This window comes from Enterobacter cancerogenus, from assembly GCF_019047785.1.
Classification (GTDB): Bacteria; Pseudomonadota; Gammaproteobacteria; order Enterobacterales; family Enterobacteriaceae; genus Enterobacter; species Enterobacter cancerogenus.
Genome location: NZ_CP077290.1, coordinates 1,493,453 through 1,516,792, shown reverse-complemented (window position 1 = coordinate 1,516,792; position 23,340 = coordinate 1,493,453). Strand labels below are relative to the sequence as shown.

At 55.7% G+C, this 23,340-nt stretch carries 29 protein-coding genes and 1 tRNA gene; 9 read left to right on the top strand and 21 right to left on the bottom strand.

The window, feature by feature from the left end; all coding sequences use genetic code 11:
- Window positions 1–40 precede the first annotated feature (40 nt).
- Window positions 41–1,186: a porin gene (locus tag I6L58_RS07190; protein ID WP_088207810.1), complete on the top strand. Its 1,146-nt coding sequence runs from the start codon at window positions 41–43 to the stop codon at window positions 1,184–1,186.
- An 88-nt stretch (window positions 1,187–1,274) separates the two neighbouring features.
- On the opposite strand, the gene mnmH is transcribed toward I6L58_RS07190, so the two are convergent.
- From mnmH to ppiB, 5 genes are all read right to left on the bottom strand, one after another.
- The gene (mnmH, locus tag I6L58_RS07185; protein ID WP_088207809.1) at window positions 1,275–2,345 is read right to left on the bottom strand and encodes a tRNA 2-selenouridine(34) synthase MnmH; all 1,071 of its coding nucleotides are present in this window, start codon (window positions 2,343–2,345) and stop codon (window positions 1,275–1,277) included.
- An 84-nt stretch (window positions 2,346–2,429) separates the two neighbouring features.
- The gene (gene purK, locus I6L58_RS07180; protein WP_088207808.1) at window positions 2,430–3,497 is read right to left on the bottom strand and encodes a 5-(carboxyamino)imidazole ribonucleotide synthase; all 1,068 of its coding nucleotides are present in this window, start codon (window positions 3,495–3,497) and stop codon (window positions 2,430–2,432) included.
- On the bottom strand, window positions 3,494–4,003 hold the full coding sequence (gene purE, locus I6L58_RS07175; protein WP_006176978.1) for a 5-(carboxyamino)imidazole ribonucleotide mutase: 510 nt from the start codon (window positions 4,001–4,003) through the stop codon (window positions 3,494–3,496). The genes purK and purE overlap by 4 nt, the downstream gene beginning before the upstream one ends.
- Before the next feature lie 119 nt (window positions 4,004–4,122).
- The gene (gene lpxH, locus I6L58_RS07170; RefSeq protein WP_058609960.1) at window positions 4,123–4,845 is read right to left on the bottom strand and encodes a UDP-2,3-diacylglucosamine diphosphatase; all 723 of its coding nucleotides are present in this window, start codon (window positions 4,843–4,845) and stop codon (window positions 4,123–4,125) included.
- 3 nt (window positions 4,846–4,848) lie between these two features.
- Window positions 4,849–5,343, bottom strand: a complete 495-nt coding sequence (gene ppiB / locus I6L58_RS07165; RefSeq protein WP_006176980.1) for a peptidylprolyl isomerase B — start codon at window positions 5,341–5,343, stop codon at window positions 4,849–4,851.
- Between the two features lie 174 nt (window positions 5,344–5,517).
- Between ppiB and cysS the strand changes: the two genes are divergently transcribed.
- Complete coding sequence (cysS, locus tag I6L58_RS07160; RefSeq protein ID WP_088207807.1) at window positions 5,518–6,903, top strand: cysteine--tRNA ligase; 1,386 nt, start codon at window positions 5,518–5,520, stop codon at window positions 6,901–6,903.
- A 90-nt stretch (window positions 6,904–6,993) separates the two neighbouring features.
- Here cysS and I6L58_RS07155 read toward each other — a convergent pair whose 3' ends face one another.
- The 5 genes from I6L58_RS07155 to folD form a co-directional block, all read right to left on the bottom strand.
- Window positions 6,994–7,515: a metal-dependent hydrolase gene (locus I6L58_RS07155; RefSeq protein WP_088207806.1), complete on the bottom strand. Its 522-nt coding sequence runs from the start codon at window positions 7,513–7,515 to the stop codon at window positions 6,994–6,996.
- Window positions 7,516–7,588: 73 nt separating this feature from the next.
- Window positions 7,589–8,605, bottom strand: a complete 1,017-nt coding sequence (malI, locus tag I6L58_RS07150; protein ID WP_088207805.1) for a Mal regulon transcriptional regulator MalI — start codon at window positions 8,603–8,605, stop codon at window positions 7,589–7,591.
- 83 nt (window positions 8,606–8,688) lie between these two features.
- A complete protein-coding gene (locus tag I6L58_RS07145; protein WP_042320878.1) occupies window positions 8,689–10,188 on the bottom strand; it encodes a PTS transporter subunit EIIC in 1,500 nt (499 codons plus the stop codon).
- A 356-nt stretch (window positions 10,189–10,544) separates the two neighbouring features.
- Complete coding sequence (gene ybcJ, locus I6L58_RS07140) at window positions 10,545–10,757, bottom strand: ribosome-associated protein YbcJ (RefSeq protein ID WP_088207804.1); 213 nt, start codon at window positions 10,755–10,757, stop codon at window positions 10,545–10,547.
- 1 nt (window position 10,758) lies between these two features.
- Window positions 10,759–11,625: a bifunctional methylenetetrahydrofolate dehydrogenase/methenyltetrahydrofolate cyclohydrolase FolD gene (gene folD, locus I6L58_RS07135; protein ID WP_058609965.1), complete on the bottom strand. Its 867-nt coding sequence runs from the start codon at window positions 11,623–11,625 to the stop codon at window positions 10,759–10,761.
- A 308-nt stretch (window positions 11,626–11,933) separates the two neighbouring features.
- Between folD and fimA the strand changes: the two genes are divergently transcribed.
- The 6 genes from fimA to sfmF all read left to right on the top strand — a co-directional run bounded on the left by fimA (window position 11,934) and on the right by sfmF (window position 17,963).
- Window positions 11,934–12,497: a type 1 fimbrial major subunit FimA gene (fimA, locus tag I6L58_RS07130; RefSeq protein WP_006176987.1), complete on the top strand. Its 564-nt coding sequence runs from the start codon at window positions 11,934–11,936 to the stop codon at window positions 12,495–12,497.
- 68 nt (window positions 12,498–12,565) lie between these two features.
- Entirely contained in the window at window positions 12,566–13,108 is a 543-nt protein-coding gene (gene fimI / locus I6L58_RS07125) for a type 1 fimbrial protein subunit FimI (protein WP_006176988.1), read from the top strand.
- Between the two features lie 34 nt (window positions 13,109–13,142).
- Window positions 13,143–13,835: a type 1 fimbria chaperone FimC gene (gene fimC, locus I6L58_RS07120; protein ID WP_006176989.1), complete on the top strand. Its 693-nt coding sequence runs from the start codon at window positions 13,143–13,145 to the stop codon at window positions 13,833–13,835.
- Between the two features lie 14 nt (window positions 13,836–13,849).
- Window positions 13,850–16,411, top strand: coding sequence for a fimbrial biogenesis usher protein (locus tag I6L58_RS07115; protein WP_088207803.1), 2,562 nt, complete (start codon window positions 13,850–13,852; stop codon window positions 16,409–16,411).
- Window positions 16,412–16,418: 7 nt separating this feature from the next.
- Window positions 16,419–17,429: a type 1 fimbria D-mannose specific adhesin FimH gene (gene fimH, locus I6L58_RS07110; RefSeq protein ID WP_390881727.1), complete on the top strand. Its 1,011-nt coding sequence runs from the start codon at window positions 16,419–16,421 to the stop codon at window positions 17,427–17,429.
- 9 nt (window positions 17,430–17,438) lie between these two features.
- Window positions 17,439–17,963, top strand: coding sequence for a fimbria assembly protein (sfmF, locus tag I6L58_RS07105; protein ID WP_088207801.1), 525 nt, complete (start codon window positions 17,439–17,441; stop codon window positions 17,961–17,963).
- A 51-nt stretch (window positions 17,964–18,014) separates the two neighbouring features.
- Here the strand turns inward: sfmF and fimZ are convergent, their stop codons facing one another.
- The 3 genes from fimZ to I6L58_RS07090 all read right to left on the bottom strand — a co-directional run bounded on the left by fimZ (window position 18,015) and on the right by I6L58_RS07090 (window position 20,897).
- Window positions 18,015–18,647: a fimbria biosynthesis transcriptional regulator FimZ gene (fimZ, locus tag I6L58_RS07100; protein WP_058609967.1), complete on the bottom strand. Its 633-nt coding sequence runs from the start codon at window positions 18,645–18,647 to the stop codon at window positions 18,015–18,017.
- An 807-nt stretch (window positions 18,648–19,454) separates the two neighbouring features.
- Window positions 19,455–20,174: a helix-turn-helix domain-containing protein gene (locus I6L58_RS07095; protein WP_006176995.1), complete on the bottom strand. Its 720-nt coding sequence runs from the start codon at window positions 20,172–20,174 to the stop codon at window positions 19,455–19,457.
- Between the two features lie 24 nt (window positions 20,175–20,198).
- A complete protein-coding gene (locus I6L58_RS07090) occupies window positions 20,199–20,897 on the bottom strand; it encodes an EAL domain-containing protein (RefSeq protein WP_088207800.1) in 699 nt (232 codons plus the stop codon).
- Between the two features lie 277 nt (window positions 20,898–21,174).
- Here I6L58_RS07090 and I6L58_RS07085 point away from each other — a divergent pair.
- Window positions 21,175–21,251 (top strand) — tRNA-Arg (locus I6L58_RS07085).
- 71 nt (window positions 21,252–21,322) lie between these two features.
- Here I6L58_RS07085 and I6L58_RS07080 read toward each other — a convergent pair.
- The 8 genes from I6L58_RS07080 to I6L58_RS07050 are packed head-to-tail and all read right to left on the bottom strand — an operon-like array spanning window position 21,323 to window position 23,320.
- Complete coding sequence (locus I6L58_RS07080; RefSeq protein ID WP_047063480.1) at window positions 21,323–21,514, bottom strand: helix-turn-helix transcriptional regulator; 192 nt, start codon at window positions 21,512–21,514, stop codon at window positions 21,323–21,325.
- A gap of 8 nt (window positions 21,515–21,522) precedes the next feature.
- Window positions 21,523–21,669 carry a hypothetical protein gene (locus I6L58_RS07075; RefSeq protein ID WP_088207799.1) on the bottom strand — a complete coding sequence of 49 codons (147 nt, stop codon included), beginning with the start codon at window positions 21,667–21,669 and terminating at the stop codon, window positions 21,523–21,525.
- A complete protein-coding gene (locus I6L58_RS07070; protein ID WP_088207798.1) occupies window positions 21,666–21,890 on the bottom strand; it encodes a hypothetical protein in 225 nt (74 codons plus the stop codon). The genes I6L58_RS07075 and I6L58_RS07070 overlap by 4 nt, the downstream gene beginning before the upstream one ends.
- Complete coding sequence (locus I6L58_RS07065) at window positions 21,891–22,313, bottom strand: hypothetical protein (RefSeq protein WP_088207797.1); 423 nt, start codon at window positions 22,311–22,313, stop codon at window positions 21,891–21,893. It abuts the gene before it with no gap.
- Entirely contained in the window at window positions 22,310–22,528 is a 219-nt protein-coding gene (locus I6L58_RS22910) for a ParE family toxin-like protein (RefSeq protein WP_088207796.1), read from the bottom strand. The genes I6L58_RS07065 and I6L58_RS22910 overlap by 4 nt, the downstream gene beginning before the upstream one ends.
- Window positions 22,500–22,754 (bottom strand): hypothetical protein, encoded by a 255-nt coding sequence (locus I6L58_RS07060; RefSeq protein ID WP_088207795.1) that lies wholly within the window; start codon window positions 22,752–22,754, stop codon window positions 22,500–22,502. Before I6L58_RS07060 ends, I6L58_RS22910 begins: the two co-directional genes overlap by 29 nt.
- Window positions 22,747–23,112 (bottom strand): hypothetical protein, encoded by a 366-nt coding sequence (locus I6L58_RS07055; RefSeq protein ID WP_088207794.1) that lies wholly within the window; start codon window positions 23,110–23,112, stop codon window positions 22,747–22,749. The genes I6L58_RS07060 and I6L58_RS07055 overlap by 8 nt, the downstream gene beginning before the upstream one ends.
- Window positions 23,105–23,320 (bottom strand): hypothetical protein, encoded by a 216-nt coding sequence (locus tag I6L58_RS07050; protein ID WP_088207793.1) that lies wholly within the window; start codon window positions 23,318–23,320, stop codon window positions 23,105–23,107. Before I6L58_RS07050 ends, I6L58_RS07055 begins: the two co-directional genes overlap by 8 nt.
- Window positions 23,321–23,340 lie beyond the last annotated feature (20 nt).

The following is a 23,340-nucleotide window of genomic DNA, read 5'->3' as shown; positions in this document are numbered from 1 at the left end:
CCAGCTAAATATTTAGCAGCGTGTCTATCAAGGAAAAATAATGACTATAAAAAAATCAGCGCTGGCGGCAACGATCGGCGCGGCAGTGGCATTAACCACCTTCGCATCCCAGGCGGAAATCACCGTTCTTAAACAAGATCCTCAGGCGGGCGATCCGCTGAGCCGTCTGAACTTCACCGTGGGCGGCAGCATCCGTCCACAGTTCAACATGATGACCGGCGACGGTGACAAAGGTTCCTACAAGCGTAACGGCTTCGACGGCGGCACCCGTTTCCGCTTCGCAGCAGATTACTACCTGTTTGATGACATCAGCTGGGTAAGCTATTACGAGCTGGGCGTGAACATTCCTGCGCTGTTCAACTGGGACAACCACTACGCGGAAGGCGCGAACGACACCTCCCGCCGCATGCTTTACACCGGCCTGAAGAGTGATACCTGGGGTACGCTGACCTTCGGCCAGCAGAACAGCGTTTACTACGACGTGGTTGGCGCGAAAACCGATATCTGGGACTACGACATGATCGGTCAGGCACCGGGTAACGGTATCAACGGCGATTACGACGGCTCTTATCGTTCACGCAAAATGCTGAAATATAAGAAAACCGTTGGCGATGCGGATATCTATGCATCCTACCTGTTTGAAGACAGCGAATACCTGCCAGGCAACGGCCTGCGTTACAAACGTAAAGGCGGCGGTTCACTGGGTCTGGACTACCACCTGACCACCGACCTGACCTGGGGCGCGGCGTGGAACTATACCCGCGCAGATATGCGTAACCCGGACAACGGCGACAGCAAATCCTACGACCAAAACATCCTCGGCACCGCGCTGAGCTGGACGCCGGATAACTGGACCTTCTCCGCAGGCGGCGGCTGGTATCAGAACTTCCTGACCACCAAAAAAGTCTCTACCGATAACTATTTCGCGGGTGACGCGTGGGGTATTGAATACTTCGCAGGCTATAAATTCCCGGTCGGCCAGTATGCGGTGAAATCCATCCAGCCTTACTTCATGGGCGATCGCATCCAGTATGTGAATGGCCGCAACTACCAGCGCATCGACAACGGTGTGGGTATCAGCTTCCAGCTGGATTATGGTTTCCGCGTGGATTACGAACACGTGTTCACCTCCAGCACCGACGACCTGGGCGATATGAACCTGGTGCGTCTGCGTTACGATTTCTAAGCCGTCTGTTCCCCCGGTGGCGCTGCGCTTACCGGGGCGACAAAAGCAATCGTAGGCCGGGTAAGGCGCAGCCGCCACCCGGCTTTTTTCAGCGGTTCAACCAGTCCGCAACCTCTGCGAACGTGCCGCGATAAACAATCTTGTCCGCTTTCTTCTCAAGCTGATAGCTGTACATCGGGTCGTAATAGTCGTTAAGCAGGGGCGCAAGCCAGCTAAAGTGAACCTCAGTGCAGCCCGTCCGATGCTGTTCAAGCAACGCGGAATCAAGCAGGGCAGTCAATTCGGCATAGCGCTGCAGCCCCAGACGACGGCGAATAGCGTAAAGCCCGTGATGCAGGTATTCGCTGTATTCTTTCCAGCCAGCTTCTTCGCCATAGGCGGCAGAGAAGTCCGCCCACATATGGTCGAAATACTCTTCGCGCAGCCGCTCAAGGCGAATATTAAACGGATCGTCCACGACGGCGATCGGGGCCTCAACCATGCGGTCGCGCAGGCACTCCGGCAGATGGTTGGAGCCAATCATCCGGCCTTCATCTTCCAGCACCCAGCGCGTGGCATCTTTTTTCAATAGCTCAACCGCAAGGTGATTTTCAAAGCTCGCCTGGGAAAGCTGCGGCGTAAGGGTGCGGCCAAATGACGAGCCGCGATGATGCGCCAGCCCTTCCAGATCGATGCCCTGCGCATGCTGTTTTACCAGCAGGGTTTTACCGTTTCCGGTACAGCCGCCGATAAGCACCATCGGTTTTTGTGACTGCTCGACCGTCGCCTGAATCGCGGCCTGACGCAGGGCCTTATAGCCGCCGCGGATCAGCGGGTAGTCGATACCCGCCTCTTTCAGCCAGGCCTGTGAAATATGCGAACGCTGGCCACCGCGCGCGCAGCAAAAATAGCCGTCAGGGTGGGCAAGGCTGGCCTCGCGCCAGGCGTTAATCCGCTCGTCGCGTGTTGCGCCCGCAACCAGACTGTGACCGAGTGCAAGCGCCGCTTCCGGCCCCTGACGTTTATAGCAGGTGCCGACGGCGGCACGCTCGTCGTCGTCCATCAAGGGCAGGTTGATGGCGGCGGGCATCGCGCCCTGGGTAAATTCGATCGGCGCGCGAACGTCGATTAAAGGGGTATCGGACGCGAGGATCGCGCGATAGTCCGTTCCATCGTTCATGGTTATTCCAGAAGAAAACTAAGCAGCAATGGGCGGGGATTGTACGCCGGGGAAGGGGAAGATCAACTCCCCGGCGCAGATGTCTTACTTAAGCTTTGATTGTGCCCAGACAATGCCGCTCGCATAGTCCGGCGGCAACAGCGGGGTAATGGCTTCCAGCGTCGCGCGCAGGCGGTCTGTATCGGAATCATTAAGGTTCAGGTGGCCGACCTTACGGCCCGGTCGAACCTCTTTATCGTACCAGTGCAGATGCACCAGCGGCAGTTTCAGCCAGTCGTAGTTCAGATCGGTCCCGATCAGGTTGATCATCACCGATGGGCTGTTCACCACCGGCTGCGGCAGCGGCAGGTCGGTAATGGCGCGCAGGTGCAGTTCAAACTGGCTAATAGACGCGCCGTTTTGCGTCCAGTGGCCGCTGTTGTGCACGCGCGGTGCCAGCTCGTTGATCAGCAGACCGGACGGCGTGATAAAGCACTCCATGGCCATCACGCCCACGTAGCCCAGCTCGTGCATGATGGCAGAGAGCATCTCTTCCGCCTGCGCCTGCTGCGCGGCGTTAGCCAGCGGGAAGGCCACGCTGGTGCGCAGAATGCCGTCCTGATGCAGGTTATGCGTCAGGGGATAGAACACCGTGCTGCCGTCATGGGCGCGAGCCCCAACCAGCGATACTTCACCGCTAAAGTTGATGCCCTGCTCAACGATGCACTCGCCGTAGCACTCTTCCGGCAGTTCAGCGGTTTCATAGGCGCGCAGTCGCCACTGGCCGCGCCCGTCGTAACCGCCCACGCGGCGCTTAACGATAGCCAGCTCGCCCAGCATCGCGAAAATGTCATTCCACTCGCGTTTGTCAGACAGCAGCTGCCACGGCGCGGTCGCCAGGCCGAGCTTATCGAACAGCTGTTTTTGCGTCAGACGGTCGGCGATGATCGGAAAAACATCGCGGTTAACGAAGGCATTATGGCGCGCCAGTTCGCGGGTCAGGGCGGTTTCCGGCCAGCGTTCAATCTCGGCGGTAATGACGCTCTGGTGGAACGGCACGGCTTCCGGTTCGGCGTCCAGCCCGACGGGCCAGACGGAAATCCCCAGCGGCTCACCGGCCTGACGCAGCATACGGCCCAGCTGACCGTTGCCGAGAACGCAAACCTGCTTCATGCCGCACCTCGTGGGTCCGGGTTATCCAGCACCTCGTCGGTCTGGGCTTTACGCCACGCAACCAGACGCTGATGCAGCGCTTTATCCTGGGTCGCCAGGATCTGTGCAGCGAGCAGGGCGGCGTTGGCCGCACCCGCTTTGCCAATCGCCAGCGTACCCACAGGAATACCGCGCGGCATCTGGACGATGGAATAGAGGCTATCGACACCGCTCAACGCCGCGCTCTGGACCGGAACGCCCAGTACCGGCACCAGCGTTTTGGCGGCAATCATGCCCGGCAGGTGTGCTGCGCCGCCCGCACCGGCAATAATCACCGCGTAGCCGTTCTCTTCTGCGCCTTCGGCGAAGCTGAACAGCTTATCGGGAGTACGGTGTGCGGAGACCACTTCAACGTGGTGCGGAACGTCCAGGATTTCGAAGATTTCGGCGGCGAACTGCATGGTAGCCCAGTCGCTTTTGGACCCCATCACGATGGCGACACGCGCCGGATTATTGCGGGAAGACATGCGTCTTAAAACTCCTGTGGTGCGGAACACACTGCTTTCGAGGGCACAGAGAATAGCATGTAATATCGGCAAGGAAAACGGTTGCGCGGGTAAACTTGCCGCAAAATTACGCGGGAAAATCAGAACGGAAAGGCGATCAGTTCAACGCCGTCGGGGGTGACCTTGACCATCGAACCTTCGCTGTGCCATGCGCCTAATACCACGCGATGCGCGGGTTCGCCGTTGGCGATAAGGTTGTGCACGTCAGGACGATGGGTATGACCGTGGATCAACCACTGGACGCGGTGTTTTTCCATCACGTTAACCACTGCCTGCGGGTTAACGTCCATGATGGTCATCGATTTGCTGCTGTTGGCGGCTTTACTGCTCGCGCGCATTTTGGCCGCGATACGGCTGCGGATAAACAGCGGCAGGGCGAGGAACAGCGTCTGGATCCAGGGCGTATGCACTTTGGCGCGAAACGCCAGGTAGCCGGTATCGTCGGTGCAGAGCGTATCGCCGTGCATGATCAGCACCTTGCGGCCATAGAGATCGAGCACCTGCTCTTCCGGCAGCAGCGTCATGCCGGATTCGCGCGCGTAGCGTTTGCCCAGCAGGAAATCACGGTTGCCGTGGATAAAGGCGCAGGGCACGCCGGAATCCACCAGCGTCTTAATGGCCTCAGCCACTTCACGGTGCAGCGGGGTGGGGTCGTCGTCGCCAATCCAGGCTTCAAACAGATCGCCCAGAATATACAGCGCATCGGCGCTTTTCGCTTCACCGCGTAAAAAACGCAGAAAACCGGCGGTGATCGCCGGTTCTTCTGTTTGCAGATGCAGATCTGCAATAAAGAGTGTCGCCACGAATTACTCGCTGACGGTCACGCTTGTGATGATAACGTCTTCTTTAGGAACGTCCTGGTGCATACCGCTGCGGCCAGTGGCAACGCCTTTAATCTTATCAACCACGTCCATCCCTTCAACCACTTCTGCGAATACGCAGTAGCCCCAACCCTGCAGGCTTTCGCCAGAGAAGTTCAGGAAGTCGTTGTCAGCCACGTTGATGAAGAACTGCGCGGTTGCAGAGTGAGGAGCCTGAGTACGCGCCATCGCCAGCGTACCACGGGTGTTTTTCAGCCCGTTGTTCGCTTCGTTTTTGATCGCTTCTTTCGTCTCTTTCTGGTTCATGCCAGGTTCGAAACCGCCGCCCTGGATCATAAAGCCGTTGATCACACGGTGGAAAATAGTGTTGTTGTAGAAACCTTCGCGGCAGTAGTCCAGGAAGTTTTTAACTGTTTCAGGCGCTTTGTCATCAAAGGTCTTGATTACGATATCGCCATGATTAGTGTGGAAAGTAACCATTTTTGCATCCTGTTCCGTTATTGTGGTACGTCGACCCGTGCTCGGGTCACATATAGGGGCTTGTTATAGCATAACCACAAGGCGCGATCACCTTGCATTGTGTGCTGCTTCGGGTTTGAATTACGGGTAGAATAGTCGGTTTTCGTCCACACACGTGTTTACATGGAATCTTCGATGTTAAAAATCTTTAATACAATGACGCGCCAAAAAGAGGAATTTAAACCTATCCATGCCGGGGAAGTCGGCATGTACGTGTGTGGTATTACGGTTTACGACCTCTGTCATATCGGCCATGGCCGTACCTTTGTCGCTTTCGACGTGGTTTCGCGTTACCTGCGTTTTTTGGGCTACAACCTGAAGTACGTGCGCAACATCACCGATATCGACGACAAAATCATTAAGCGCGCTAATGAAAATGGCGAAAGCTTTGTGGCGCTGGTCGATCGCATGATCGCCGAAATGCACAACGATTTTGATGCGCTGAACATCCAGCTCCCGGACAGCGAGCCGCGCGCAACGCACCATATTCATGAAATTATCGATCTCACCGAAAAGCTGATCGAACGTGGCCACGCCTATGTTGCCGACAACGGCGACGTGATGTTCTCCGTGCCGACCGACCCCACATACGGACAGCTCTCCCGTCAGGATCTGGAGCAGCTTCAGGCCGGTGCGCGCGTTGATGTGGTTGACGTGAAGCGTAACCCGATGGACTTCGTGCTGTGGAAGATGTCCAAAGCGGGCGAGCCAAGCTGGCCGTCTCCGTGGGGCGAAGGCCGTCCGGGCTGGCACATTGAATGTTCCGCGATGAACTGCAAACAGCTGGGCAAACACTTCGATATTCACGGCGGCGGATCGGACCTGATGTTCCCGCACCATGAGAATGAAATTGCACAGTCTACCTGCGCCCACGGCGGCGAATACGTCAACTACTGGATGCACTCCGGCATGGTGATGGTTGACCGTGAGAAGATGTCGAAATCGCTGGGCAACTTCTTTACCGTGCGCGACGTGCTGAAGTATTACGACGCGGAAACCGTGCGCTACTTCCTGATGTCCGGTCACTACCGCAGCCAGCTGAACTACAGCGAAGAGAACCTGAAGCAGGCGCGCTCGGCGCTGGAGCGTCTGTACACCGCGCTGCGCGGCACCGATAAGTCAGTGCCGGCTGCGGGCGGCGAGGCATTTGAAGCCCGCTTTGTTGAGGTGATGAACGATGACTTCAACACGCCGGAAGCCTACTCCGTGCTGTTCGACATGGCGCGCGAAGTGAACCGCCTGAAGTCTGAGGACATGGCCGCCGCGAACGCGCTGGCATCGCACCTGCGTAAGCTCTCCTCCGTGCTCGGCCTGCTGGAGCAGGAGCCAGACGCGTTCCTGCAGAGCGGTGCCCAGGCAGACGAGGGTGAAGTGGCTGAGATTGAGCAGCTTATCAAGGCGCGTCTGGAAGCACGTCAGGCGAAAGACTGGGCGGCCGCAGATGCAGCGCGTAACCGTCTGACCGAGATGGGCATTATTCTGGAAGATGGCCCGCAGGGCACGACCTGGCGCCGTAAGTAAGTGCGTCATGCCCGGTGGCGCTTACGCTTACCGGGCCTACAAATCCAGACCGTAGGCCGGGTAAGGCGCAGCCGCCACCCGGCTTTTCTTTTACCTCCGCCTCCACCACAGCACCCCCAGCACCACCACCCCCGGCAGCCACACCCACAGCAGTTCTGAAAGTATCACCTGATGCCCGTACGGCGTGGCGTAGCGCGACAGCGCAAACGGCGCGACCTTAATCACCTGCCACGGTGCGAAGAACCGTTCATCCGACCACGGCCACAGCCAGCCGACGCCTTTTCCGCCTGTGGTTATTGAATCCAGCAGGCTGTGCGACAGCAACGATACGGTGAGAAACAGCCAGCAGCGGGTCAGGCTTGCCCTGAACCAGCGTCGGCCAATGAACACACAGAGAAGGGGCACCACAAAGGCAAACAGCAGTGAATGGGTAAAGCCTCGGTGGCCGAAGATGTTGCCATAGGCCACGCCGAACTTAAACGCCAGCACGTCGGCGTCCGGCAGCATGGCGAGGACAACACCCGCAAACAGCAGGCGCGGAGGGATAACCTTTGTTCCCAGCCCTAAACCCAGGCACAGCGGAACGGCAGCGTGAGTGATAACGGTCGGCATCGGTATATTCCAGGCTAAAGCAGGGAAATATAGCAGCGAATGCCGGCAAAAAGAGCGGGGTTAAATTCTGATTTTACGCCGATTCGCGGGCGATAAGCTGGCCGGATAGGGTGATACGCTGGGTTTGCAGCTCCGGCTCTTTGAGCTTGCGGATCATCAGCCCGGCGGCCTGCCGTCCGGTCTCTTCACTGGCCGAAGAAACATAGGTGAAAGACGGCGAGGTAAGGTTCACATGCAGCATATCTTCAAAACCCACCAGCGCGACCTGCTGCGTCAGAAACACGTCTTTACCGACGGTGCGCCCCACCTGGTGGATGCCGGAAACAGAGCCGATCATCGCATCCGGCGAGTGGCAGAGCAGGGCGGTGATGCTGTTGTTTTTTTCCAGCAGATGACGGGTGGCGTAACCGGCCGCCAGCGTATCATCGCTGCAGGCCGGGGAGAACTCCTCCCGCCAGACCAGCCCGTTCTGCGTCAGCGCGCTGCGAAACCCGAGCAGACGCTGTTCGCGGATATGACAGCCTTCACGCCCGCCAATATAGGCGATAGCGCGATGACCACGCTCGATAAGATAGCGCGCGGCAAGGTTCGCCGCCTGGCGGTTGTCGCGCATCACCAGGTTGCATTTTTCATCCAGCAGAGACTGAGACACCACCACCAGCGGCAGCGGACACTGACGAATGTGCTCCGGCAGAGCGGCGGTACGGGTATCGGAGGCAAGATAGATCACCCCCGCCACCCCCTGCTGCTTAAACGACAGCAGGCAGCGCGCCAGCCGATCGCCATCGTTCAGCGGCTGGCCGAGAAAAACCATGTAGCCCTGTTTCTCCAGCTCCTGAACAATGCTTGCCATCACCTTGATGGAAAAGCTGTCGCTGAAGTCCCGCAGAATCAGGCCGATAAGATTGGAGGTGTTGGCGCGAAGATTGGCGGCAGCGACGTTATGAACATAGCCGAGCGCAGTGATGGCAGCATTGACCTTCCCGATCGTGGCCTCTGAGATTTTCCCTTTCTGGCGTAGCACCAGCGACACGGTAGAAACCGAGACCCCCGCATGCTTTGCGACATCAATAATGCTGACTTTCTTCAAAACCGCTCCCTGAAATTTACCGATTATCAGCCAGATATGACACGTCTCCCAGCGTACAGGAGACGTATCGTTCAGGCATCTTATTATTTGCCGATCATCGTGGACATGGTCTGGGCGATAAACTGTGCTCTGGCACCGAAAATCACCTGAATCCCGTTGTCGCCAACGAAGACAACGCCGCGTGCGCCGAGTCCGTTCAGGCCGTCTTTATCCACCGCCTCGCTTTTCGCCACTTCCAGACGCAGGCGGGTGATACAGGATCCCACGGAGTTGATATTCTGCGCGCCGCCCAGCAGGCCGATGATATCGGTTGCCAGCTCGGAATCGGATTTGTCATCCGCATTGGCGGTCACTTCGGTACGGCCCGGCGTTTTCACGTCAAAGCGACGGATCACGAAGCGGAACGTGAAGTAGTAAATCAGGCCCATCGGGATGCCGATGATAATGGCGCTCAGGAAGTTGGTCTGGTAGCCGTTAAACGACGGCAAGATCCCGAACGACAGATAGTCGATAAAGCCCGCAGAGAACGACTTGGCAATATGAGCATGCATCAGGTACATGGTCATGTAGGCCAGGCCCGCCATGATGGCGTTAAAGACGTACAGAATCGGTGCCACAAAGATAAAGGTGAACTCGACCGGCTCGGTGATCCCCGTCAGGAAGCAGGTGAGGGCGGCGGAGAAGAGAATACCGGCCGCGATTTTCTTATTTTTGGTGTGCGCTTCGTGGTACATCGCCAGACACGCCGCAGGCAGCGCGAACAGCATCAGCGGGAATTCCCCCTGCATGAACTTACCGGCGTTCTGGTAGGTGTCGCTGCTGAAGGATTTCACCCCTTCTTCCAGCATCTTGAACCAGATGGTCTGGTCGCCGTGGATCACCTGGCCCGCCTGGGTGGTGTAATCCCCGAACGAGTACCAGAACGACGGGTACCAGATATGGTGCAGGCCGAGCGGGATCAGCGCGCGCTCCACCAGACCGAAGATAAAGGTCGAGGCCGCCTGATTATCGCCGTTTACCACCACTGAAAGCGCGTCGATGCCGGACTGGATATGCTGCCAGACGTACGGCAACAGCAGGCCGAGCAGGAACGACAGGAACGCCGTCGCGATCGCCACAAAACGCTTACCCGAGAAGAAGCCGAGGAACTCCGGCAGCTGCATGGTATGGAAACGGTTGTAACACCAGGCCGCGAGAATACCGCAGATAAGCCCGCCGAAGACGCCCATCTGCAGCGTCGGAATGCCGACCACCATGGCGTATTTCCCGCCCTGAGAGGCCATTTCCGGCGTGATGCTCAGCACGGTGCTGATGGTAATGTTGGTGACAAACACCGAGACCGCCGCAGACAGCGCGGCGATACCGGATTCGGACGCCAGACCCACGGCAGAGCCGATGGCAAACAGCATCGGCAGGTTATCAAAGATAACCCCGCCCGCGTTCATCATCAGCGGCAGATGAAACTTATCGCCGAAAGCCAGCAGCAGGCCCGCAGCGGGAAGCAGTGAAATTGGCAGCATTAAGGCGCGGCCAATCATCGATAACTTAGACAACGATTTAACAAACCCTGATATCAGACTCATGCTGACTTCCCCCGAGTAGCGCTTTTTTTAGCGCTGTTATTGTTAGTAGAACGTTTTAGTAGAACGTTCTACTTATCGTGAGGAAAGCCCGAAAAGCGCGCAACTTAAATTTCACAATTCGGTAAACGAAATAGTGATTCTTTGAAGTCGATCGATAATTAACCGTGATAGATGTGGGGGATAAAGTGAGAGAAGAGCGGTTTGTTCCCCTCACCCTAACCCTCTCCCCACAGGTGAGAGGGGACTGCTCGGTGCGGTCTTCTCCCTCGTCCCTGTGGGGAGAGGGCCGGGGTGAGGGGCCATATAAACTCAGTATGTAGGCCCGGTAAGCGTCGCGCCACCGGGCATCACACGGCTCAGGCGGTAACAGTCACGCTCTGGCCTTCAAAGCTCACGGTCTGGCCCGCAACGATTTTGCAGCGCTTGCGGGTTTCCACCACGCCATCGACCGTTACAAGTCCGTCGGCGATCACAATTTTGGCCTGTGCGCCGCTTTCGCTCCAGCCTTCCAGCTTCAGCAGATCGCACAGCTCAACGTGCGGGTGTTTACCTAATGAAAATGTCGCCATCTTACGCGTCCTCTACGTCGTGATACTCCTCGCAGGCCTGCAAGGTATTCTGAATTAATGTTGCTACGGTCATCGGGCCTACGCCGCCCGGAACCGGGGTAATGTATGACGCACGGGCTGCGGCATCTTCAAACACCACGTCGCCCACCACTTTGCCGCTTTCCAGTCGGTTAATCCCGACATCCACGACAATGGCGCCCTCTTTGATCCACTCACCCGGAATAAAGCCCGGCTTCCCGACGGCCACGATCAGCAGGTCGGCATTTTCGACGTGATGGCGCAGATTTTTGGTGAAGCGGTGGGTCACGGTGGTGGTGCAGCCTGCCAGCAGCAGCTCCATGCTCATCGGACGGCCCACGATATTCGACGCGCCAATCACCACGGCGTTCAGGCCGTAGGTATCGATGTTATAACGCTCGAGAAGCGTCACGATACCGCGCGGGGTGCACGGGCGCAGGCGCGGGGCGCGCTGGCACAGGCGACCCACGTTGTACGGGTGGAAGCCGTCAACGTCTTTGTCCGGCGCGATACGCTCAAGCACTTTCACGTTGTCGATGCCCGCAGGCAGCGGCAGCTGCACCAGGATGCCGTCGATCGCTTTATCGGCATTCAGGGTGTCGATAAGTTCCAGCAGTTCCGCTTCGCTGGTGGTCTCCGGCAGATCGTAGGAGCGCGAGACGAAGCCAACTTCTTCACACGCTTTGCGTTTGCTGCCGACATAAATCTGCGAGGCCGGGTTGCTACCAACCAGCACAACGGCCAGCCCTGGCGCGCGAAGACCTGCCGCTTTACGCGCCATCACTTTTTCCGCGACCTCAGAGCGCACCTGCTGCGCAATCGTTTTACCGTCAATAATTTTTGCTGCCATCAGAGAGAGGATTCCGTCTGTAACGTTCAAAAGGGGGGATTGCCTGTATTTTGTCAGAAGCGAGCGCCGCTGTCAGTCACCCTTTGCGAGAATTCCCGATCCGCGAACAAAAGCCCTGATGACGACAGGGTCAATTTCTTAGGCGCGATTAGGATGTGACCTGGCGAAATGGCAGTGTTTTGACATGTTTTAATATTCGTTCCTCGGCTACTTTGTTTCCTCCGAAATAATCTTTCATTTGATTGATTGAGCATATTTCTTATTCCCGTTTTTGCGGGAAGGGTTATTTACATTTTAAAGGAATAGACATGAAACTTAGCAACATTGCTACGACCGTTATTGCTGCACTGGCCCTGGTCGCGGGTGCCGCGCATGCAGAAGATACCACCACGCCGGTTTCCGTTAATGGCGGTACCGTGCATTTTAAAGGTGAATTAGTGAATGCGGCGTGTTCCGTAAATACCGATTCTTCCGAGCAGACGGTTAAACTCGGCCAGTACCGTACCGCGAAATTCACCAAAGTGGGTGACACCACCTCTAATATTCCTTTCACCATTGAGCTGAACGATTGCGATCCGCAGGTAGCGAAAACCGCTGCTGTTGCGTTCACCGGCCAGATCGATGCTACCGACAAAACCCTGCTGGCGGTGACGTCCGGTAACAACGACAACTCCGCGAAAGGGGTAGGTATCGAAATCCTCGACAGCAAGTCCACTACGCTGACCCCGGACGGTGCCACCTTCTCTGCGGCGCAGAACCTGATTGAAGGGACCAACATCCTGAACTTCACCGCGCGCTATAAAGCGACCGCCGCGGCGACCACACCAGGCCAGGCGAACGCTGACGCCACCTTCGTGATGAAATACGAATAAGTCTTCTGCACAGGGATGTTACTGGCCTCAGGGAGGAGGCCCTCTAACGCTAACGGCGGGAATGAAGGATGAGAAGGACAGGGACACTGCTGTTAACCCTTGCGATGGCGCTGCCGGCATTCGCCCATACCGTCATCATCGACGGCGGCAAAGTGCACCTCAGAGGGGAGTTGGTCAACGGCGGTTGTGCCGTGGCACCCGACAGCCAGAATATGCGCGTAGACATGGGGCAGTACCGCACCAACGCCTTTTCCGGTGTCGGCAGTTACTCAACGGTGAATGTGCCTTTCACCGTGCGGCTGCTGGACTGCAGCGTGGATGTCTCCCGCATCGTGGGGATCCAGTTTCAGGGCGCTACCCCTGCTGAAGATCCGCAGGTTTTCCTGGCGACATCGCGGCCAGGCGAAGCCCCGATCAGCAGCGGTTTAGGGCTGGCCCTTTTCGACGAGCAACAGCGTCAGATTATCCCCAATGCAGCGGCGGTAAGCTGGCTGCCCATTAACACCAGTGAGCTGGCGTTTCATTTCAGCGCCCGTTACCGGGCTATTTCCGAACACCTCGTGCCAGGCAATATTCAGTCGGATGTCTGGTTTACGTTGATTTATCCCTAACGCCTGCGAACGCATAATTAAAGGTACGGTTGTGATGAACATCCTAATTAAACCAGGACTGATTTTATCTTTTATTTTAATGATGGTTTCCCCCTTCGCTCAGGCTTCCGGCGGTATTGCGCTCGGGGCTACGCGCGTTATTTATCCGGCGGATGCTAAACAGACGTCGCTGGCTATCACCAACAGTAATAAACAAGAGCGTTATTTAATTAACGCATGGATTGAAAACGCCAGCGGGCAGAAAGAGAAGACCTTTGCCGTCACCCCGCCGCTGTTTGTCAGCGAGCCGAACAGTGAAAATACGCTGCGTATTATTTATGCCGGCCCGGCGCTGCCCGCAGACCGCGAGTCGCTGTTTTACATGAACGTCAAAGCCATTCCCTCGGTCAGTAAATCTCATCAGGATGGCAGCAACGTGCTGCAGCTGGCTATTTTGTCGCGCATCAAACTCTTCGTTCGCCCGGCTAACCTGGCGATGCCGCCAGAAGAGGCGCTCTCCCAGCTGCGTTTTGAACGCGTCGGAAACCACCTGAAGGTCAGCAACGCCTCGCCGTACTACGTCACGCTGGTTAACCTCAAGCTGGGGGGAAAGACGCTGGATAACCTGATGATTGCCCCTAAAAATTCCGCGCAGCAGGTGTTGCCCGCAGCCGCAGGCGGGACGCTCTCCTGGCAGAGCGTGAATGATTACGGTGCGATTACCCCCGCGCGTAGCGTCAGTCTGTGAGCAGAGTCAGGGCGATGAACACTCAATGGCGTTACTGCCCGGTTGCACTGGCACTGATGACAACGCTCTGGCCGCACACCGGCTGGAGCGAAAGTTATTTCAACCCGGCATTTTTGTCCGACGACACCGCTAACGTGGCGGATTTGTCGCGCTTTGAGCAGGGTCACCAGCAGGCACCGGGCGTCTACCGCGTGGATATCTGGCGTAACGATGAGTTCATCGGCACGCAGGATGTTCGTTTTGAGCAGGCCGAGAACACGCCGCCCGTGGCGGGCGGACTGTCGGCGTGCATTACCCGCGCAATGCTCGATCGCTTTGGGGTTAACGTTGCCGCTTTCCCTGAGCTGGCTAACGTGCAGGGAGACACCTGTGTCCCGCTAACGACGGCGATTCCGGGCAGCGAAGCGGCGTTCAACTTTGCCTCACAGCGCCTCGACGTCAGCCTGCCGCAGGTGGCGATGCAGAACAGCGCGCGCGGGTACATTCCGCCAGATCAGTGGGACGAGGGGATCCCCGCCGCGCTGGTGAACTACAGCTTTACCGGCAACCGGGGAAGCGACGATGACAGCTACTACCTGAACCTGCAAAGCGGGCTGAATTACGGTGCCTGGCGCTTGCGTAACAACGGCGCGTGGCGCTACACCCAAAGCAACGGCCAGCGCCGCAGCGACTGGCAAAATATCGGCACCTGGGCGCAGCGCACGGTCATTCCTCTCAAAAGCGAGCTGGTGCTGGGCGACAGCAATACCGGCAACGATGTGTTCGACAGCCTCGGTTTTCGCGGCGGGCGGTTGTACTCCTCCGACAGCATGTATCCGGACAGCCTGCAGGGCTACGCGCCTACCGTGCGCGGTATCGCCCGTACTCCTGCCAAAGTGGTGATCCGCCAGAACGGCTACGTCATCTACCAAAGCTACGTGCAGCCGGGCGCGTTTGCCATTACCGACCTGAACCCGACATCATCCAGCGGTGACCTTGAGGTCACGGTTGAGGAGAAAGACGGCAGCAACCAGCGCTATACCGTGCCGTACTCCACCGTTCCGCTGCTGCAGCGCGAAGGACGCTGGAAATACGATCTGGTGGCGGGGGATTACCGCAGCGGCAACAGCCAGCAGGATACGCCGTTCTTCACCCAGGGTACGCTGATTGCGGGGCTGAATGAGGGCTATACGCTGTACGGCGGCACGCAGCTGGCATCGCGTTACACCGCGCTGGCTATCGGCGCGGGGAAAAACCTGGGCGACTGGGGGGCGGTCTCGCTCGATCTTACCCACGCCCGTAGCCAGCTGGCGGACGACAGTCGCCACGAAGGGCAGTCCCTGCGTTTCCTGTATGCGAAATCCTTAAACGGCTTCGGCACCAACTTCCAGCTGCTGGGCTATCGCTACTCCACTAAAGGCTTCTACACCCTGGACGACGTGGCCTGGCGCTCCATGGAGGGCTATCAGTACGGCGACAGCAAAGACAACGACGGCGTGCCGGACGTGCAGAGCTATCACAACCTGACGTGGAATAAAAAAGGGCGCTTCCAGCTCAATATCTCTCAGTCGCTGGGGGACTATGGCTCGCTTTATGTCTCCGGCAGCGAGCAAACCTACTGGGGCACCGATCAGTCGAACCTCTGGTATCAGCTCGGCTACTCGGGCGGGATGAAGGGCGTGAGCTACTCCGTCTCCTGGTCGTGGAATAAGGCCGTCGGTATCGACGGGACGGACCGCATCGCCTCGTTTAACGTTTCTGTGCCGTTCAGCCTCTTTACCCGCCACGGCTATCGCCGCGATAGCGCAATTGACCGCGCTTACGCCACGGCGTCTGCCAGCCGCAATAGCGATGGCGATACCAGCTGGCAAACCGGGATCAGCGGAACCTTACTCAAGGATCGCAACCTCAACTACAGCGTGAGCCAGGGCCACACCAGCCATAACGGCTCAAGCGGCAGCGCCAGCGCGAACTGGCAGGCGACCTACGGCACGCTGGGCGTTGGCTACAACTACGCCCGCGACCAGCACGATCTCAACTGGCAGCTGTCGGGCGGCGTGGTCGGGCATGCCGATGGGGTGACCTTCAGCCAGCCGCTGGGCGACACCAACGTGCTGATCAAAGCGCCGGGTGCGACGGGCGTCAGCGTGGAGAACCAGACTGGGGTCAAAACCGACTGGCGCGGCTACGCGGTCATGCCGTACGCCACCGTCTACCGCTATAACCGCGTGGCGCTGGACGTCAACTCCATGAGCAACAATACCGACATCGAAAACAACGTGTCGAGCGTGGTGCCGACCAAAGGCGCGCTGGTCCGCGCCAGCTTCGATACCCGCATCGGCGTGCGTGCCTTGCTGACCGCGACGCGCAACGGCCAGCCGGTGCCGTTTGGTGCCGTTGTGCGCGAAACGCAAAGCGATGTGACCAGCATGGTCGGCGATGACGGGCAAATTTACTTAAGCGGCCTGCCGCTCCAGGGACAACTGCTCATTCAGTGGGGCAACGGCGCAAGCATGCAGTGCCGGGCGTCTTACAGCCTGCCGGAAGAGAGCCTGCAACAGGCGATTGCACAACAGGAGATCTCTTGTGATCGATAAACGAACTATTCGCCGCGGCCTGCTGGCGCTCGTGCTGGTAAGCCTTCCGGCTACACACGCGCTGGCGACGGTGTGTGTAAATGAAAACGGCGTGCCGACGGATATTTTTTACGACCTGACCGATACCTTTAACAGCTCAAATAACCAGGTGGGTCAGATCGTCACGCTGGGTCAAAAATCGCAGTGGGTAGGGGTAAACGCGGTGTGTCCTAAAGGCACGACGGGCACCACGACCAAGCGCAGCTATGTGACCCGATTCACCCCGACCTCGACCATTGATGGCTACAAGTATCTTAAGCTGAATGACTACCTCGATGGCGCGATGAAGATAACCGACAGCTATGCCGGGGCCTTTTATCCCCCGCAAAATTTTATCCAGATGGGCAGCCACCCTAATGTGGCTAAAAATAAGCCGTTTCCGGTAAAGGACTCCAACCTGGTGTTCCGGCTCAAGGTGACGCGCCGCTTCATCAATATGGTGGAGATCCCGCGTGAGACGATGTTCAGCGTTTACGTCACGACATCGTCGTCGGACCCCATCAACGGTACGCCGGTCTACACCATCAGCTACAGCGGTACCATTCAGGTGCCGCAGAGCTGCGCCATTAACGCAGGGCAAATTGTGGAATTTGACTTCGGCGATATTGGCGCGTCGCTGTTCAGCCAGGCGGGGGCAGGCAACCGGCCGCAAAAGGTTTCGCCCCAGAGCAAAACCGTTGCCATTAAATGCACCAACGTTGAGGCGAACGCCTACCTGACGATGCGTATCGAAGCGGATAGCGGCAGCGTGAACGGTAATATGCTGGTGTCCGACAACAAGGACGTGGGGTTTATCATTGCCAACGACAGCGGTACGCCATTAACGCCTAACAGCCTGAGCAGCAAAATACCGTTCCGTCTGGACGACAACGCGCAGGCGCAGGTGGGGATCCGGGCCTGGCCGGTAAGCGTGACGGGCAATAAACCGGCGGAAGGCCGCTTCACCTCGCGCGGTTATCTGCGCGTGGATTACGATTAAGGAGGCGTGATGCGGAGTGTCACCCTATATGCGGCAGCGGCTGCGCTGCTGATGTTCCACGCCAGTGCGGGGGCAAACACGGCGCTGGGGGAAATTAACATCCAGCTTTACGGCAATATCGTCGATTTCACCTGCGTGGCGGAGGGCAGCGACAGCGACAAAACCGTGCCGCTTGGCACCTGGCCGACCAAACAGCTCAGAACCACCGGCAGCCGCACGCAGCCAATGCCGTTTACGCTGAAGCTGACCGGGTGTCCGCCGGGGGCGGCGTCCATTACCTTTTCGGGCAAAGCGGACGGGAGTGACAACAGCCTGCTGGGATTAAACGAGGCGAGTGATGCCACGCATGTCGCGGTGGAGATCCGCGATCGGGATAAAACGCGCCTGGCGCTGGAGCAGGCCAGCCAGCCTGTAACCGTGGATGCGCTGGGAAATGCTGAGCTGGCGTTCTATGCCAATTATATTGCCACGGCCGATAATCCCCAGCCCGGTCGGGCGGATGCCGATGCGACCTTTATGATTAATTATAATTAGCGCTGACCGCACTCCCTGCAACTCACGTAAGTTGCAGGGAGTGAATTCAGGTTACAGCAATTCGTGCGCTTTCGCGTAATCAATTAACTCAACAATACTTTGCACGCCCAGCTTGGAATAGATATTGGATTTGTGGGCGCTTATTGTTTTGTTGCTTAATAATAACTGCTCGGCAATCTCCTTATTCGATAATCCATTCGCCAGATAACGAAGTACCGTCACCTCACGATTTGATAATGGCATATCCACGGCAGCGCCGGTGCGCGAGCCCAAATGATTTATAAAACTCAACGTCTCTGAAGGGAAAAACGAATAGCCGTTGAGGATCATTTCTACCGCGTTGTAAATCTCACCTAAATCTTTTCGTTTACTGACAAAACCGTTTGCCCCGGCGCGAATGGCGCGACCGGCATAAAAGGCCTCGGATTTGGACGAGAGAAAAAGCACTTTGATGTTTTTGTTTAAGTTCCTGATTCTCTTAAGTAATGCGAAACCATCTGTCCCTGTAAGCTCAATGTCGAGGATCACCAGATCGATATCATGGTTACGCACGCAGTCCAGCACTTCATGGCTGTCTCCAGATTTGAGTTTGACGATGATATTACTATTCTTCTGTAGCAGGACTTCTATCGACATTCTGACGATAGGGTGTTCGTCCATAATGATAACGGATGCCGGTTTCATTTTTTATGCCTCAGATTGTTAAAAGCGTTATGCTGAGTTTTGCGAAAACTCTCGAAAAGCCGGAAGGATAAGTGTGCAGATCCTTATACGGTAGTATTTCCCTGGAAAGAGCGAAAGCATCCTTGTTAACGTAGTAAAAGAACAGTTCCTCCGTGTCGGTATCTCATTTAATGGATAATGGCAAAGAGGTTTTTCTTATTCATATTTGAAACGCGTCCTATTATACCGTGTAAGTTTTCTCCGAAAAGCCTGTAAATTAATTCCGGCATATTGATGGATATTATATTCTGGAGAGCAAGGCCAGGGATTTTAATTTTAGCGGAAATGTCCTGTTATTCCCTTTACTGCAATTTTTCATCTGTATGTAATAACAAAAAATAAAAGATACCACTATATGTTGATCGTTTGTTAAATTTTAAGGTCAAAAAACACACTCTCCCGTCAGTCCGCCAGACTCGGATTTCTTCACTTTTAGCACCATTTACCTTCGTTTGAAATAGCGAACGCCACGCCCGTAATCCCGGCGCAGTGCGCAGCAGGATCTGCTGATTTGTTAATCTTTGGCTCTCCCGGTATTACGCTAAGCTGCTTGTTTTTACATCATTATCAACTTTTTAACGTTAAATCGAATAGCTTAACGCATGGATTAAAATGCTCCTGTTTATCATTTTTGCAGTATTTAACAGTGTTTAAAGGGGTAGATTAGGAATAGTTGCAATTATTGCTCAATGGTTAAAATTAAACATTTTATTAACATTGGTGTTAAGTACTTTCTTAAAGGTCTTTAGGAATGAAGAGCTTAGTGCGTCAGTAAATCGTAACGTTGGTGAGGTTGTTAAGAAGATGCAAAAGCTGCTGACGGTGATTGAGCCCCAGTTTTGTCAGGATGCAGCTGAGACGATAAACAATGCGGCTGTAAGGGCGATTGTGCAGGAGTGCAATCTGGCGCAGCGAAAGCCCGCGCGCGAGATCCTGCAGCAGGGGCCATTCACTGCGGGAAAACCACTCTTTCTTGCTGCCGGAGAGCGGGGAAGGCTCCAGTAATTGTTTGTGCAGGGCGGTAAGCGTGAGCTGACGTTCCAGAATGTGAAAAGGGCCGGCGGCCTGGCAAAACAGACGGGCATCGTAATCATCAGCGCGGATCAGCAGGTACGGCTTAATATAAGGCGGGTAGAGGCTCAGCCTGCGCAACGGGTCCAGGCTGTCGATAAGCGTCGAGGTTTGGCTGTAAATATCCACCACCAGGCGTGCGGAGGGCCAAAGATGAAGCGCGTTCAGCGCAGCGTCCAGCGTGGTGTACTCACAGCAGTTGCTCACAGGAGACTGGCCGTGCAGAAACCCCGCGCGCAAAAAGTTATCCTCGGTGACCAGAAGCATAAAAGGGGCGTCAGTTTTGCGAGCCTGATGAATAGACTGACTCAAAAATTCGAGGCGATCGAAAAAGGGGGGAGCAAAAGGTGAGAGCGTAAATCCCAGTGAATCACTTCCTGTCCGACGACGCCTGTAGCGGCGTACTGTCATTCGCATAGCATCCCTCTCGGCGATGACCGCTTAGTCCTCCGGCCATTTCCAGGACGGCCAGCGATACCCCTGACCGAATCTTGCGCCTGCCTGTAATGCACATGCTTGATCCCTGTCTGTCTCAATCCCTTCGATAAGCACGTTGGCGGCAAGCTGCGAACACTGCGCCACCAGCGCTGCCAACGCGGGCTTTTCCCGAAGCCGCCAGAAGGCGAATTTATCGATTTTGACGCCCTGCAACGGTAGCCGACAGGATAAAAATGACCGGACTAACGCTTCATCAACATCATCCAGCCAAATACGGTGACCTTGACGCCTCAGCCGCTGCAGGCGTCGGCGGACATTCTCACGTTGCGGATCCGACAGCGTGAGGACGGTTGCCGGGTCGACGATCTCGATATTCAGGGGCGGACATCCCAGCGCGAGTAAACGCTGATATGTTTCTGCCACGGTTATGACACTTATCGGCAAATTGACGAAAAGATTGTGACAGCCGACCGCGTTTTTTAGCGCCGTCAGCTGCGCTTCCAGCAGCATAAGCGACTGCTCTGCGGTTTGATCGCGAAAAAAGGACTCATTTTGCCGGTCTCCCGCCAGTATGCTGAGCACCTCAGCGCCGACCTGACGCGAAGAAGAGAGGGCAACAACAGGTTCAAGCTTGATGCCGATGATGCAGTGGGAAAGAGGCTGAAAGCAGAAAGGGTTACGTACCGGGTTTTGCGTTGTCACTCCATTGTCCTGTTCTCTGCCTGCCACCCTGTGGCCGTGATACCAATGAACAGTGTGACGAGGTGAGGCAGCGGAAAACAGCGGGCGTTACTTAATTGCGGCCAGGACTTTTCGCAGTGATAAAAGGGGCGATGCGGGTAGGGAAATGTTGAAAAAACAGCCTTATTTACAAACCACTACGGGTTATCGGCGGATATGAGGGAAAAGGCATTGACTCACCTGCCATTGACCGTATAATTCCACGCGTTTCACCACCACGACGTGCACGCGTCTCCGTGCGCCCTTAGCTCAGTTGGATAGAGCAACGGCCTTCTAAGCCGTAGGTCGTAGGTTCGAATCCTACAGGGCGTACCAACCAAATCAGTAAGTTAGTCGGTAAATATAGGAAACCCGCTACTGCACAAGGTCAAGTAACGGGTCGAGTATCAGAAGTCGGCAGTTTTCTCTTTGTTCACCCATTCTTCGTAAACAGACTCGGGCCAACCGAGGAAAATACCGCTGGGTGTTTTCTCTGGCTTAGGAAATTCTTTCCGTTTCGCATACATCCGCCAGAGAGTTGGCTTACTTTTCCCGGTAAGCTCGCACATTTCTTTCATACCAATATATCGGGTCGCCATCTATCACCTCATACCATATTAAGGCCACGGCAGTGACACCACACTTCAAACATCCGCTTAACCACTTCCCGGCAGTAAAGCCCCTGAATATCCCGCGTCAGGTCGTAGCGGTTTCCGTATCGCTTACGAACCCACATTTCAAACGCCGTGTTCATCGTGCCGCCTCCCTGAGTACAGTTCTGTAAGCTCGCAGCGCATCGCGGTTTTTACCTGAGATAACAGTTTTCAAGATGAAGGTTCCATGCCGCGAACTGACCACGGACGGCACCAGAAACAGAGTTGTTTCTACCACCCGATTATGTTTACGGAACTCAAATACGGTGCTGGTGATAACGATATTCGCTACAGCGCCATAGTCCTGGTATTGGATTTTCATTCAGCGTACTCCGGCAGGCTTTGTCGCTTTGAGTTCGTCACGTTCTTTCACGTAGCGGTCATGCATAGCGTCCCACTTGTCACACCATTTCTGCGCTTCACGTTTATACCTGAGGATGCGGCGAAGCCGGCGAACACAGCGCTGGTGGGCGGCTCTATATTCAAGAGTGATTCCGCCACGTTGCCAGCAATTCAGATCCGGGTTCAGTGGGTGGATGGCCTGCACATCTGGGTGACGCTGCTGGAAACCAGAAATCTCGAAAGCGTGAGAGGTCATGAAGAACGCCAGATAACGGATCGCGGTATCGCGGCTAAAACATTTCTTCATGCGCCCATGACGTTCGGCGACGAACAGCGGGCCGACAGGCGTATTGTGTTTCTGAAGTGCCAGGTCAATCGCGCTGGCGGTGCGGTTGTCGATCATCTGTCTTTCTCCCGGTTATAAGTTTCATGGCTCATTACTTCCCAGCTCCGACCATCGTCTTTCGATAACAGCCTCCACCGTGAGTTAACTTTCAGGCTAAGATAGCCAGTGCGGTGCATGCGTCGTGCGTATATGCGCTTGCGTCGGTATCGCAGCAAGACCTGCACCGCCTGCAGGTGTACCCGCTCAGGAATTCGTATCGCTGTCAGTGCCACCAGCTACCTCCTCATTTCCCATATCCATTTCGCGCGCCATTTCGATAAACGTGGCCAGTGAGCAAATGTGCTCGTCGTCGAACAGCTGGCGGTCGCATATCACCCTCCCGTTCTCGATGTGCAGGACTACCCGCCCGGTAAAATCAGGGAGGACATGCAGATCCACGTTCAACACGGGGCGGGGGATCAGCACACCCTGATAGAGCATTGTTTGTTGGTTAGCCATTGCCGATCTCCGCATTAACTGGTTTCTGCTTTTTGACGAACTCAACCAGCTCTGAAATGAGCTCGTCGATTAATGCCTTTCCGCTTTCTGTCAGGAACTCACCGCTGCCATTAACATCAACAGAGCTGCTATAAATCCCCTTAATAGCTTTTACGCCTTCGACATTTCCATACTTACTGATCGCGAGCCTTTCGAATTTTCGTAATAATCCATCGAGAAGAATCTCTGTTAACTCGACCGTGTTAATGCCGCCTTTATTGAGCTTAATAACAAGGCAGTTACTGCCAGTTTTACGCTGGTGGCGTAATAACGCAGCTTTAAGAATTCGACGGCGATATGTTTCTATTAACTTATCCATCATGTTTTTCCTTCTCACTAAACCATGCGTTAATATCTCCGGAATGGTTCCAGGCTATCTCAATTAGAGCGAATCGCTGGTCGTCTTCTATCTTCAAGAAATTTTCCGATATCGCTTGCAACAAGAAATACAATTGTTCAGCGTGTACGCTCATTTCCTGTGTCGTCCAGTTACGTGCGTTTACCGTTGTTGGGATTCGTTTGCTCATATTCATACTCCATAGGCTTT